The sequence below is a fragment of the Eionea flava genome (assembly GCF_055393785.1).
Map to the genome: position 1 here is coordinate 1,672,396 of NZ_AP036018.1, position 13,626 is coordinate 1,686,021.

The 13,626-nt window shown below is 44.2% G+C and carries 10 protein-coding genes and 1 tRNA gene; 2 read left to right on the top strand and 9 right to left on the bottom strand.

Annotated elements, in window-relative coordinates:
* From ACZ5O6_RS07285 to apbC, 9 genes are all read right to left on the bottom strand, one after another.
* Complete coding sequence (locus ACZ5O6_RS07285; protein ID WP_447092383.1) at positions 1-1,704, bottom strand: restriction endonuclease subunit S; 1,704 nt, start codon at positions 1,702-1,704, stop codon at positions 1-3.
* Entirely contained in the window at positions 1,701-4,475 is a 2,775-nt protein-coding gene (locus tag ACZ5O6_RS07290; RefSeq protein WP_447092382.1) for a type I restriction endonuclease subunit R, read from the bottom strand. The genes ACZ5O6_RS07285 and ACZ5O6_RS07290 overlap by 4 nt, the downstream gene beginning before the upstream one ends.
* A 144-nt stretch (positions 4,476-4,619) precedes the next feature.
* Positions 4,620-4,739, bottom strand: a complete 120-nt coding sequence (locus tag ACZ5O6_RS07295) for a helix-turn-helix domain-containing protein (RefSeq protein ID WP_447092381.1) — start codon at positions 4,737-4,739, stop codon at positions 4,620-4,622.
* Positions 4,740-4,817: 78 nt separating this feature from the next.
* A complete protein-coding gene (locus tag ACZ5O6_RS07300) occupies positions 4,818-5,954 on the bottom strand; it encodes a Fic family protein (protein ID WP_447092380.1) in 1,137 nt (378 codons plus the stop codon).
* 472 nt (positions 5,955-6,426) lie between these two features.
* Positions 6,427-6,502 (bottom strand) — tRNA-Ala (locus ACZ5O6_RS07305).
* A gap of 192 nt (positions 6,503-6,694) precedes the next feature.
* The gene (gltX, locus tag ACZ5O6_RS07310; protein ID WP_447092379.1) at positions 6,695-8,182 is read right to left on the bottom strand and encodes a glutamate--tRNA ligase; all 1,488 of its coding nucleotides are present in this window, start codon (positions 8,180-8,182) and stop codon (positions 6,695-6,697) included.
* A gap of 59 nt (positions 8,183-8,241) precedes the next feature.
* The gene (gene dcd, locus ACZ5O6_RS07315; RefSeq protein WP_447092378.1) at positions 8,242-8,823 is read right to left on the bottom strand and encodes a dCTP deaminase; all 582 of its coding nucleotides are present in this window, start codon (positions 8,821-8,823) and stop codon (positions 8,242-8,244) included.
* 78 nt (positions 8,824-8,901) lie between these two features.
* Positions 8,902-9,240 (bottom strand): type II toxin-antitoxin system HicB family antitoxin, encoded by a 339-nt coding sequence (locus ACZ5O6_RS07320; protein WP_447092377.1) that lies wholly within the window; start codon positions 9,238-9,240, stop codon positions 8,902-8,904.
* Between the two features lie 238 nt (positions 9,241-9,478).
* A complete protein-coding gene (gene apbC, locus ACZ5O6_RS07325; protein ID WP_447092376.1) occupies positions 9,479-10,567 on the bottom strand; it encodes an iron-sulfur cluster carrier protein ApbC in 1,089 nt (362 codons plus the stop codon).
* Positions 10,568-10,782: 215 nt separating this feature from the next.
* On the opposite strand from apbC, the gene metG reads away from it, so the two are divergent.
* On the top strand, positions 10,783-12,861 hold the full coding sequence (gene metG / locus ACZ5O6_RS07330) for a methionine--tRNA ligase (protein ID WP_447092375.1): 2,079 nt from the start codon (positions 10,783-10,785) through the stop codon (positions 12,859-12,861).
* Between the two features lie 177 nt (positions 12,862-13,038).
* Entirely contained in the window at positions 13,039-13,620 is a 582-nt protein-coding gene (gene rsxA / locus ACZ5O6_RS07335; RefSeq protein ID WP_447092411.1) for an electron transport complex subunit RsxA, read from the top strand.
* The last annotated feature ends 6 nt before the right edge of the window (positions 13,621-13,626 follow it).

Genomic DNA, 13,626 nt, shown 5'->3' on the forward strand with positions numbered 1-13,626 from the left:
TCATTCGCCTTTTAATTTAATCATATCGTAATATCCGTGGCGCTCACACTCTAAACGCCCCACCTTATCTAAATGTCGTAGTTCTGCATACAGCGCTTCAATGCGATCGGTATCGGTACCATCACCCACACCACAAGCCCTGAATGCTTCTTGCGCATCAATCCAATCATTCTTGGCTTTTAATACTTCCAGTAAGGTTTCCATAATATTTGCCTTAGGGTTTACTTTTTTTTTAGGCCTTTTGGGCTTAGGTGCTTTAGCACGTAATGCGCGTTCGGCTTTTATTTTTTCTAGTAAAACGCTGGCGGATTCGTCATTGGAATCTTGTGGTACTAATTTGCCTGAGAAGGCATCTTTTAGGATGTTTTTGCGTTGAGCTTCGGATTCATTAAGTGAAGACTCTACGGCTTTAATTTGATGATCTACATTATCAATCTCAATAGATAATAACTCTGATATTTTTAACTGTTCAATATAAGGAGATAAAGGCACAGGGAATGACTGCAAAACCCCCTTATTAATTGAAGCCAAATTAGTAGTTTGCTTTCCCGCATTTTGAAACCACAACTTACCAAAGGTATTACCATAATAAGAAACAAGTTCTGGAATAATTTCCTTAACAAACGGCCTCATTCGAAACACATGGTTTTGATGTATACAATTATTTACTTCGCCATACCAAACCCAACCACGACCTAATTTATCCCTATCACCGCCCTCATTAAATAGAATATCACCTTTTAATAAAGTGTATTTTTCTATATCTGCTTGGCTAGCAGGAATTGTTTTAATCTCAGATAAATTTAAATATCCTCTTTGAACATTGGCTACTCGTAAATAAGCTGTTTCAAACATTTCAACAGGGTTTTTACGCTTTGTTCCTTTCGTCACGCCAGAAACAATATCTCCTAGCATATCTAGGCTCGCCCACACCCACCCCTCAGGCAACTCTGGCAATTCACTGGTATCCGGCTTTACAGGCTCTGGGTATTTTTTTTGCCAATCTTTGGGGGGTGTTTTATTTTTTGCGGCAAACTCTTCGCGTTTTTTTTGCTCCCAACGCTGGCGGCGTTCTTTTAGGATGCGGGCGAGTAGTTGCTTGCCGGTTTCTTGAATGGTATCGGCATTCTCTTCTCGCCACTGCTGGGTTAGCGTGCCTTCTACCGCGCTTTTTAATAGAGATTGGCGGTATTGGGTGAGTTTCGCTTGTGCGGTTTTAAGCTCAGCTACGCCGTTATCGAGATCGGAGAGAAGTTCTTCGAGTTTATCTACTATTCGGGTTTGTTCATTATATGGTGACAAATTAACATGTACGTTTTTTAAATTTTCTTGTGTGATTTGTGGTTGAGCGGTCCCAGTAATAACATCAGATAGGCCTCTATGAATTAAAAAATATTGCAAATAAGTGATTTGACATGCGTCAACAGCGAGATTATCAAGAGTCATTGCATTTCCATTAATATAAGAAAATGGACCAGAAACATGGATATTCCCACAAGAAGCTCCTCGACATGTAATCATCAGTGTAGGCTTTTCGTGTGTATATTCGTTATAAAAACCAATAGCACCATTTGCACCGTAAACTACATAACCAGCGGGCAATAAATCTTTTTTAGAAATCGTTTTCCATTGTTTAGGTGTGCATAGCTCAAATAAATTGGCTCTCTCCCACCCCTCCGGCAATACCTCTAAATCTTCACTCACGCCACCAACTCCCCATTTAATTCATTCATTATTTTATCCAAATCTTGTTCAAATAAACCCCATACCTTTTGCAGGCCGCCTTTGTCGGCGAAAGGGCTGTAGTCAAAGTCGTTGCGTTCGATGCAGCAACTGGCGGCGATATGGTCTTTGATTAAGCGCAACCATTCGGTTTGTTCTAGAGTAAAGGCCGTGGCGCGCTGGGCGTTGTGGCGGAATATCCAGTGTTTAAATTTGCCGTCTACTTGGTCGGCAAAGGGCTTGAGTTCTTGGTCGATACCGATGGCGAATTTCACCAAGGCAATAATATCCGTTAATTGGCGCTTTTGATTTTGGCCTTGGGTTTTTGTGGGCTGCACGCGGCTGTAGGCACTCCACAGTTTTTCGGTAGTGAGCAGCAGTGGTGGTTTTTGCAGTTGCTCGTGTAGGGTTTCGATCATGGCAAAGGTAAGTGCACGGCGCTGGTACGGTTGCTGATAAAAAAAGCTCAGGGCGGCGATTTCGTCTTTGTGCTGTTCGATAAAGGCGGTGAACGTTTGTATGAGTTTTTCGGCATTATGTATGGCTTGTTCGCTAAAGTCAGAAACCAGTACTTGATCTAGGTTCACATGATCAATAATTTGTTCGCGCTCGCGGCGCGCAGTTTCGATGCCTTCGCGTAATTTGGGGTCATCAAACGGTGCACAGGCAGCATTAACTAATTGTTCACGGGCTTGTTGGCGCTCATCTTCGGTTAGGCTATCTTTATCGCGGGTAAAGCCATTGGCCTTGGTGGTGATTAAGGCTTGCTGGGTAATGGTATCGGGGTCTATGGCCTTGAGCAGTTGCTTAGCTAATTGACTTACTGGCTGGCCCGCTTGCTGCTCTATTACTCGAATGGCTTTTGTATTCAGTTGTTTGTTTAAGCGCGTTAAGCGATTGGCTAGGCTTTGTAGGGTGTCGTCATCGCGGTGCCCCATGGCAACGCCTTGGAGTAATTCTTTAAGGGCAATATTCGGTTTACGCTCTAGGGGGCGGCTTTCGGTTTTTAGGGATTTTTCTACGCCGACGGCATCAATCAATATAAATTTATCTTTGGCGCTGGTAGCGCTTTGGCTAATGTGGTGTAGCTCTTCAAAGCTCAGGCTGCGTACGCCTCGGCCTTTCATTTGTTCGTAATAGCCTTTGCTGCGTACATCGCGCATAAATAATAAGATTTCTAATGGTTTTACGTCGGTGCCTGTGGCAATCATATCCACGGTAACGGCGATACGGGGGTGATAGCTTTTTCTAAAATCACTCAGTACTGCATCGGAGTTTTTGGCGTTATAAGTGACTTTTTGACAGAATGCGTTGCCTTCGTCGTAGGCATCGCGCACGGCTTGGATAATATCGTCGGCGTGGCTATCGGTTTTGGCAAATATGAGTGTTTTAGGCACTTCTTCGCGGTTAGGAAATATTTTGGTTTCTACCGCCACTTTCATGGCTTTGATCACTTGGCGAATTTGGCTGGGGTTGACCACCGAACGATCCAATTGTTTGGCGGTATAGGGGGTATGCTCTTCGGTTTGATCCCAACGTTTTTCGCGGGTGAGTTTGTCGCGGTGGTCTACCCATTCTTTAGCGTTTAATACGGCACCTGTTTGGGTGATGTCGGTTTCGATTTCGTATACATCGTAGCCTACGTTAACGCCATCCAGTACGGAGTCTTCGTAGCTGTATTCGGCCACAACATTTTCGTTAAAAAAACCGTAGGTACGTTTATCCGGTGTGGCGGTTAGGCCAATTAAAAAGGCATCGAAATAATCGAGTACTTGTTTCCACAGATTGTAAATAGAGCGATGGCATTCATCGACAATAATAAAATCAAACGTTTCTATGGGCACTGCAGGGTTGTATTGAACCACTCGGGCTTGCTTAGCGGTGGGTTCGCTATCCATTTCATGCAAGGAGATATCGTCAGCGCTGTCATCAATGGTTTGCCCACTGAGAATGGAGTACATGCGTTGAATCGTACAAATACACACCTCTGCTGCACTATCGATAGTATTGCTACTTAGACGCTGCACAATATGATTTTCGTGAAAGAAGGTTTGTTTACCTTGGGGTTTAAAACCGTGAAATTCTTGCTGGGCTTGTTTGCCAAGGTTGCGAGTATCTACCAAAAATAAAATACGCTTTGCACCACCGTGATTGAGCAAGCGATAGGCTGCATTAATAGCCGTAAAGGTTTTACCCGCACCAGTCGCCATATGGATAAGTGATCGTGGGCGATTTTGCCCTAGCGATTGCTCTAAACCCGTAATGGCATCGACTTGGCAGCTGCGTAAATTAGCCTTGGGCAATTCGGGCATATTATGACGTATTTGATAACGGCTAGACTCGGACTGCTCGTACCATTTTTGTAGCGTTTCGGGTTGGTAAAAATGGAAAATTTCTCTTGCACGGGGTGCTGGGTCACGGCCATCGGTAAAGTGAATCACTAGGCTGGTAGCTTCAAATAAGAATACGAGGGGCTTGTCCTCTTTATTCCATTTAATTGCACTGTTCGCGTAGCGGGTAGTTTGTGATTCGTGGATAGTGAGTATGGTTTGGTCTTTTTTGGCTTCTATTACACCTACGGGTACGCGGTTAACATAGAGCACGTAGTCTGCTGGCCCAGTATCGGTTGGATGTTCGCGAACCGCAATCCCTAAGCCTGCACCTAGGTTGGTCTCTCGGTAATGCTGAATCAACCAACCTGCTTGCTCAAGTTTTTGATCAATCACTGCACGGGCTTGCTGTTCCGGTGTCATGTGTTGAGCTACTCCTTGGGTAAGCAAAGTTTTATTGATTATTTTTGTTGGTATTATTCCATAGCGCTTGAAGTATCGCACTGAAATATAAGGGGTTTTTTGTGTTAAATGAGCGCTTACGTGTTATTTTGCGCCAACCTGACCTTATTCGTACAACTCCCCTACCTCTACACCCAATGCCTTCGCTAGCAAGGCCACTTCCTCATCGTTGATACGACGTACTTTGGACTCGATTTTGGCGAGGGTGCCGCAACTAATACCCATTTGAGTACATTACATTTAGCAATAGTCGCTTTTGTTACATTGAGCGATAACACTTATTGTGTTTTTCACTAATACATACTATTCCGATGTTTCCTGCTGGTTAATTAACGCCACCAAGGGTTTATTTATATAATAATTATTTCTGCCCACTTTATACTTTTTCAAAATACCCTCTTGCTCTAAAGCATTAAGGTATTTGGTGGCGGTATTTCTGGTTATGCCTAATTGCTCTACCACAAACTGTACTTTGGTATAGGGATGAAAAAATACGTTATTGAGTAGTTCTTGGCTATATATTTTAGGCAGCTTTTGGCGCATGGTCTGTTTGGTATGCAGAATAAGCTCGCGAATTTGATGAACAAACGTAATCGTTCGCTGCGAGGTTATGGTAATACCATCAATCATATAGCATATCCACTCTTCCCACGCGCTTTCGTTCGCCGCCGCGCTGCCCGCTTCTAATGAGTCTCTCACTAGCTGTAGCAATCGATAATATTCTGATTTAGTTTCTACGATATAACGGCTGAGGTAAAGAATAGGCAAGTCTAATAAACCTTGTTGCACTAAATACAAAATATTGATAATTCTGCCTGTGCGGCCATTCCCGTCATAGAAAGGGTGAATGCTTTCAAATTGGTGATGGATAAGCGCCATTTTAATTAGTGGGTCAATGTTCGATAGCTGGTCATCATTAATATAATCCGCAAGATTCGCCAATAAGGCAGTTATATCGTCGGCATGTTGTGGTGGCGTATAGATCACTTCGCCGGTCTGTGAATTACCCACAACAGTACCCGGAATTTTTCGTATGCCGTATTTTTTCGGCTCTATCATTTTTTGTATTTGCAGAACGTCATCAACACGGATAAGTTGTGTATTTTTTAATTGGCGATAGCTTTCTCTTAAGGCTAGCCGATAATTCTCTACCTCTTTGGCCGCTTGGTTCACGGTTTGACCTTGCTGAACATCCGTCCGAAAAAGCTCATCGTGGGTAGTGATAATATTTTCGATAGCCGAGCTATCCTTCGCTTCTTGCATAATCAGCGTAGAAATTAAGATGCCTTCATTGGGAATAGTTTTGGCAACACCTTTTAGCTCGGCAAGGTAGCGGTGAGCTTGCGCTAGCTTTCTCAATACATGCATAGACTCGATTCTTGACTCATTATCAAGAGGAAGCATACCTAATGGTGCTACCGAAGAAAGACTCACGCTCATGCTCACTTACCGCCAAATTTTGAATACATCGCTATAATATGCCCAAAAAACTCAATTTTCTATACACAACAATAAAATATGCGCAAAAATTGCTATTTTTTATACATAACTATCATTATTGGTTACACAATTGATCAAGCTCTATCTAAGGGCAAACTTTGTAACGATACAACCCTCCTACTCCAACACGCAATAGTTTAGCCATTAACACGACTTTTTTATCAGTTATCCTTCTTAACTTACCTTCTATTTTGGCGAGGGTGCCGCGGCTTTGACGAATACGAGGAAAACATTACGGACAGAACTTAAAGTGATACGGCAGGGTCTGAGCATTTAATATGAGCCAAATAAATACTCTATTCTGCTCATTAGGGAAGTGATGCCTAACACACTCATATGCGCTAAAAGACAATCCAGACAAACAAAAAAAACCGCACCATGTGCGAGGGTTTTACTTGAAATAAAAAGTGTTTGGTGGAGCCTAGCGGGATCGAACCGCTGACCTCAACACTGCCAGTGTTGCGCTCTCCCAGCTGAGCTAAGGCCCCGTATTTGGGTTTTCGTGGGGGATGTTCGTGATGAACGTTACGAAAGAGGCGGCATTCTACCGATTCGGTTTATGGCTGACAACCTCTTTGTGTGCCTGAGGGCGATATCTCTTTATAGTCAACATAATCCGATGTTTAGATACCGGTTTTCACCGGTATGACGATGCCTGCATAACAATGATAGAAATTAGGCTAATCAAGTGCCTGATAAGCCTTTTCGAGCTTTTTCTGTTGTTTCTTACCGATCTCTCCGAATAAACCATTAAGTGCGTGGCGTATTCTGGCTCGCGACATATCGGGGCCTAGTAAGGCCATTGATTCCATCACGGAAAATGAGCTTATCGTGCCAGAAATGGCGATAAATAACGGCGCTAAAAAATCTTTAAGCTTGATGTCCATGCTATCAGCTAGGGCTTTTAAGCTAGCGAAAATAGCGTCTTTGTTCCATTCGCGTAAGCCTTCTAATCGCCATAAGGCAAATTGCAGCACGAGTTTTTGCTGCTCTTCGTCGAGCTTAAGCGCTTCAAATTTACTGTTATCAACGGGCAACATACCGGAAAACATAAATGCGGCGAGTGGTGCAAAGTCGCTGAGGGTTTCCATACGCGGTTGCGCGTGTGGCAGTATGGCTTTGACGTTGTCGATGTTAAGCGCCCAGTCTTTTAAGCGTTGGGCGAGCTGCTCGGTGTTGAGTTCTTCACGAATCCATAAGCCATTGAGCCATGCGAGTTTTTCTACATCAAAAATAGGCCCACCGAGAGATACACGCTGAATATCGAAAGCGGCGATCATATCGTCGAGAGTGAATTTTTCACGCTCGTCGGGCATTGACCAACCCATACGGCCTAAATAGTTCAGCAAGCCTTCGGGTAGATAACCCATTTTTTGATAGTACAAAATGCTGGTAGGGTTTTTGCGCTTGCTGAGTTTGGATTTATCGGGGTTACGCAATAGCGGTAAGTGGCAAAGCGTAGGCATCTCCCAATCAAAGTATTGATACAGCAGCTTATGCTTAGGCGCAGAGTTGATCCATTCTTCACCCCGTAATACATGGGTGATTTTCATAAGATGATCATCGACTACATTTGCCAAGTGGTAGGTTGGCATACCATCGGACTTGAGCAAAATTTGTGCGTCCACCTGCCCCCAGTCGAGCTCTATCGTGCCGCGCAACATATCATCAACGGGGCAAGGGCCTTCGCCTTCAGGAACGTTCATACGTACCACATAAGGCATACCGGCGGCTTTGCGTGTAGCCACTTCTTCTTCCGAGAGTTTAAGCTCGCTGGGCTTTAGTGCCGTAAAACCACCCTGCTCTCGGCGCGCAGCACGTAACTCATCGAGTTCTTCTGTGGTGCGATAGCAATGAAATGCATGACCCGCATCGACGAGCTGCTGCGCATACTTCGCATAAATATCACCGCGCTCGCTTTGGCGATACGGCCCGTAGTCACCCCCAACATCGGGGCCTTCTGCCCAGTCTAAGCCTAACCAACGCAGGCTATCAAAAATGGCTTGTTCCGATTCGGGTGTTGAGCGCACTTGATCGGTATCTTCGATACGTAAAATAAACTCACCCCCATGCTGGCGAGCAAAACATAGATTAAATAGGGCAATATAGGCCGTGCCTACGTGAGGGTCACCGGTGGGTGATGGGGCGATACGAGTGCGTACAGTCATGATAGAAAATCGTTTGGTTAGAAATAGGTGGATACCGGCATTCGCCGGCATGACGATATTTACGTTTTCGGCAGTGTCACGCCGCGTTGACCTTGGTATTTGCCGCCGCGATCTTTATAAGAGGTGTCGCACACTTCGTCGGATTCAAAAAACAACATTTGTGCCACACCTTCGTTGGCATAAATTTTTGCGGGTAATGGGGTGGTATTTGAGAATTCTAGCGTTACATGCCCTTCCCACTCAGGCTCTAACGGGGTGACGTTTACAATAATACCGCAACGGGCATAGGTCGATTTACCCAAGCAGACTGTCAAAATATTACGTGGAATACGAAAATATTCTACCGTGCGCGCTAATGCAAAAGAGTTAGGAGGGATAATACACACATCACTTTTTACATCGACAAAGCTGTTTTCATCGAAGTTTTTAGGATCAACAATGGTGGAATGCACATTGGTAAAGATTTTAAATTCATCGGCGCAACGCACGTCGTAGCCATAGCTAGATGTCCCGTAGGAAATCAAGCGCTCGCCGTTAACTTCGTCATTATCGCTATAACGTACTTGGCCTGCTTCAAATGGCTCGATCATTTGTGCGGTATCGGCCATGCGGCGCATCCACTTATCTGACTTAATACTCATTGTTGCTCCGATTGTTTGATTTGACGCGCAATACTAAAGGGGGATGCACTTACAGGCAAGCGCCTTGTGCGATATAGATTATTCGCGCTGGCTACGCTCTATTTTTTCTTTAATGGCCTCGCAAACAAATGCATTAAGGCTTTGTTCTTTAGCATGAACAACCGCCGCTCGATGTAGGTCTGGGCCGGTGCGCACATTAAACGAGCCTTTAAAGGGAATATTTGGTGCTTTACCCAATTTTTCACACTCATCGAGATAACTATCGACCGCCTCTTGAAAGGCTGCCTCTAATCCTGTGGCACTTTCGGCTTCATAATTCACTAAGTCACGAATATAGGCGACTTTGCCATAAAGACACTGATCTTCTTGGCTGTACTCTACAGTACCTAAATATCCTTTATATTTAATGAGGCTCATATAAATCCCTCGTCATCCAATATCTGTTTGATTTAATGCCTAAATAACGTTGTTAGCTCTACCCACTTAACTTGGCCTTTAGTCGCTCTTTAGTCGGTCTAAACTTCTCCAACAGCTTCCTTGCTTTAGTCATTACTCGCCTCCCTAGCTTTCAACAATACATGCAACTATAAATAGTTGCAACCTGAAATATTTAAAAATCCATTCTCGCCATTATCTTTAACAGAAATATCAACGGTTAATCGTCACTGGTAGTGATCAACGGCGCATCATCCGCTTTTTGTTGAATCCATAATTCAGCGGCTACTCGTTGGGCGATGTTTTCATAGGTACGTGTAATACCACTATCGGGGTTAGCAACCACGCTTGGCTTACCGCTATCGGCGTCTTGCCGAATTGACAAGTCCAGTGGTAAAGCACCGAGTAACGCCGTGTCGTAATCTTGCGCTATACGCTCACCGCCGCCTTCACCAAAAATGTGCTCTGTATGACCACACTGGCTACACTGATGCACCGCCATATTTTCTACTATACCCAAAATAGGCACACTCACTTTATTAAACATTTCTATGGCTTTTTTCGCGTCTAGTAACGCAATATCCTGCGGTGTCGTAACAACCACCGCGCCACTTACCGGTACCTTTTGTGACAATGTGAGTTGAATATCGCCCGTACCCGGTGGCATATCAATTAACAGGTAATCAAGATCTTGCCAGTCGGTTTGAAAGATCAACTGCTGTAATGCACCGGTCGCCATTGGCCCGCGCCATACCATGGGGGTTTGCTCATTGACCAAATAACCCATCGACATCGACTTTACGCCATAACTCTCGTGGGGCAGCATATATTTTTGTTCACGCACCGCCGGGCGCTTAGCGCCGACACCCAGCATCATCGCCTGGCTTGGCCCATAAATATCGGCGTCAAGAACACCGACTTTTGCCCCTAATTTAGCCAATGCAAGCGCAAGGTTCACTGTCGTCGTTGACTTTCCCACCCCTCCCTTACCGGATGCTACCGCAATGATATTGGCAACACCGTTTAACAATGGCTGATCGGGCACATTCACATGCTTTGCAGCCGACCAACCTGCATCGATATTGACCGCATCGACATCAGGCAATGCACTCAGTGTTGACCACAGCGTTTCACTCACCGTTTTTTGTACCTCACTGCCAGGATAACCTAATGTCAGGGATAAACTAACGGTGCGATCCTGATATTGCATATTACTCACTGCATCTATCGCCAGTAATGATTTCTGGGTTATTGGATCGAGTATTTGATCTAAGAGAGGAATAAGCGTGGTATGAATAAAATCTGACATAAACAGTGTCCGTGAGACGTGAAAAAAGAAGGATAGCTAAGAGTATACTGACAGGATCAAGGCACGACTATCAGCATCAAAAAAGGAATAAGGAAATTCCCATAAAATCTACCTTAAATCAAGCACTCAGCACTGCTTAGTAGCGTATTAGCTGCTATAATTCGCCGTTTTCGTCTACAACCCTTCGACTCGATAACATTTAAGGCAAACTTTTCATGGCAGCATCTCAGCCAACGCGCAAGATATTAGTAACCAGTGCTTTACCCTATGCCAATGGCTCTATTCATCTTGGGCATTTAGTAGAATACATTCAAACCGATATTTGGGTGCGTTTTCAAAAAATGCGTGGTCATCAATGTACCTACGTCTGTGCCGATGATGCACACGGCACTGCCATCATGCTCAAAGCAGAACAAAATGGTATTACCCCAGAAGCGCAAATCGCCAATGTGAAAGCTGAGCACGAAAAAGACTTTGCAGACTTTTTTGTTGAGTTTGATAATTTTCACTCAACACACTCAGAAGAAAATAAAACATTTTCCGAACTTATCTATAACCGTCTGGTGGACAACGGACACATTGCCTCGCGCAAAATAACCCAAGCCTATGATCCCGAGAAAGAATTATTCCTCGCTGACCGCTACATCAAAGGGACTTGCCCTAAGTGTAACGCGGATGATCAGTACGGTGATAACTGCGAGGTCTGCGGTGCAACTTACTCACCGACAGATTTATTAAATCCTGTATCGGCTATTTCGGGTGCAACGCCTATTGAGAAAGAATCGGAACATTTCTTTTTTAAATTGCCTGAGTTCACCGAATTCTTAAAAAGCTGGACGCGTGGCGGACACCTACAAGATGAAATGGCCAATAAATTATCAGAATGGCTCGATAGCGGTTTACAAGAGTGGGATATTTCTCGCGATGCACCCTACTTCGGTTTTGAGATTCCCAACCAACCCGGCAAATACTTTTACGTTTGGCTTGATGCCCCTATCGGTTATATTGCGAGTTTTAAAAACCTCTGTGATCGTACCGGCGAAAACTGGGAAGACTATTGGGTTGATGATGGCAGTGGCGATAGCCGTTTAAATAATGGCACTGAGTTATATCACTTTATCGGAAAAGATATTGTGAACTTTCACGCGCTTTTTTGGCCAGCCATGCTGCATTCAGCAAAATTTCGTACACCAACAGCCGTGAATGTCCATGGTTTTTTAACGGTTAATGGTAAAAAGATGTCGAAGTCACGCGGCACATTTATCAATGCCCGCAGTTATTTAGATCACTTACAACCTGAATACCTGCGCTACTACTTTGCCGCTAAACTCACTAGCGGTGTAGACGACCTAGATTTAAACCTTGATGACTTTATCCAGCGTGTTAATTCCGACCTTGTCGGCAAGGTGGTCAATATTGCCAGTCGTACCGCTAAGTTTGTACAAAAAAGCGGTGGCACTTTATCGGCAAATATAGAAGACCCTGAGTTATGGAAAACTTTTGTTGCCGCTAATAGTACGATCGCCGAACTTTATGAAGCCCGTGAATTTGCTAAAGCCATGCGCGAAATAATGAACCTCGCAGACGCAGCCAACGAATATATTGCTGCAAAAGCTCCGTGGGCATTGGCAAAAGAAGAGGGCAAAGAGCAAGAAGTGCTAGACGTGTGTACATTAGGCATTAACATGTTCCGCGTCATTATCACTTATCTTGCCCCTGTACTTCCTGAGCTAAGTAAACAAGCCGCCGCTTTTTTGAACACAGAACTCCATTGGGAAAACGCACTAACCTTTGCCGGCGCACAAAACATCGAAGCCTTCAAACCACTGATGCGACGTGTCGAGCAAGCGCAAGTAGATGCCATGGTAGAAGCCAACGTGGCTGCTCAAGCAAAAAATACTGACACAACAAAAGTTTCTGTGAGCGCCGTAGAAGATGATAGCGAGCAACTCGATGAACCACTCGCTGATGAAATTGATTTTAACGCTTTTGCTAAAGTGGATTTACGCGTTGCCAAAATTGTTAAGGCTGAACACGTTGAAGGTGCCGATAAATTGTTACAACTCACTCTCGATATTGGTGGTGAAACACGTAATGTTTTTTCGGGTATTAAAAGCGCATATCAGCCATCTGACCTCGAAGGCAGATTGACGATCATGGTGGCTAATCTAGCTCCAAGAAAAATGAAGTTTGGCGTATCCGAAGGCATGGTGCTCGCAGCAGGCCCCGGCGGAAAAGATATTTATTTATTAGAACCACACGATGGCGCCACACCGGGTATGCGTGTGATGTAGATGGATACCGGATCAAGCCCGGTATGACAATGAGATAGTAACGAAAGTGAGACGGTTACGAAATTGATCAACACTCCACGTCATGCTGAACTTGATTCAGCATCTATACACAAAAGTAACATCAACAAAAAGTAACAATGTTTAAACAAACGTTTACGCAAAGAGCAACACATTATGATGATTGAAATGGCGACTATTTTAGTCAGCACCATTCTCGTAAATAATTTTGTTTTAGTACAGTTCTTAGGGCTGTGCCCATTTATGGGCGTTTCTAACAAACTAGAAACCGCGATTGGCATGGCGTGCGCAACAACGTTTGTACTCACGCTGGCATCTATTTGTAGCTATCTTGTACATAGTTATATTTTAGAGCCGCTATCACTCACGTATTTAAAAACGATCTCGTTTATTTTAGTGATTGCCGTAGTCGTGCAATTTGCCAAAATGTTTATCGAAAAAACGAGTCCACTACTTTATCGTGTTTTAGGTGTTTTCTTACCCCTCATTACCACTAACTGTGCTGTACTTGGCGTTGCCTTATTAAACACGACCAAAGCACATAACTTTTTTCAGTCTGCGATGTATGGTTTCGGAGCAGCGATTGGTTTTTCATTAGTATTGATTTTATTTTCTGCCATGCGTGAACGTTTGGCCGTTGCTGACGTACCCACACCCTTTAAAGGTGCAGCAATTGGTATGATTACGGCGGGGCTTATGTCACTTGCCTTTATGGGCTTTGCGGGTCTAATACAGCTATAAATACTT

Bases quoted from the DNA above. Each gene is read 5' to 3' on its own strand.
- dcd (WP_447092378.1), bottom strand. From the start codon at position 8,823: ATGAGTATTAAGTCAGATAAGTGGATGCGCCGCATGGCCGATACCGCA.
- rsxA (WP_447092411.1), top strand. From the start codon at position 13,039: ATGATTGAAATGGCGACTATTTTAGTCAGCACCATTCTCGTAAATAAT.
- ACZ5O6_RS07320 (WP_447092377.1), bottom strand. From the start codon at position 9,240: ATGAGCCTCATTAAATATAAAGGATATTTAGGTACTGTAGAGTACAGC.
- ACZ5O6_RS07300 (WP_447092380.1), bottom strand. From the start codon at position 5,954: ATGAGCGTGAGTCTTTCTTCGGTAGCACCATTAGGTATGCTTCCTCTT.
- gltX (WP_447092379.1), bottom strand. From the start codon at position 8,182: ATGACTGTACGCACTCGTATCGCCCCATCACCCACCGGTGACCCTCAC.
- apbC (WP_447092376.1), bottom strand. From the start codon at position 10,567: ATGTCAGATTTTATTCATACCACGCTTATTCCTCTCTTAGATCAAATA.
- metG (WP_447092375.1), top strand. From the start codon at position 10,783: ATGGCAGCATCTCAGCCAACGCGCAAGATATTAGTAACCAGTGCTTTA.
- ACZ5O6_RS07295 (WP_447092381.1), bottom strand. From the start codon at position 4,739: ATGGGTATTAGTTGCGGCACCCTCGCCAAAATCGAGTCCAAAGTACGT.
- ACZ5O6_RS07290 (WP_447092382.1), bottom strand. From the start codon at position 4,475: ATGACACCGGAACAGCAAGCCCGTGCAGTGATTGATCAAAAACTTGAG.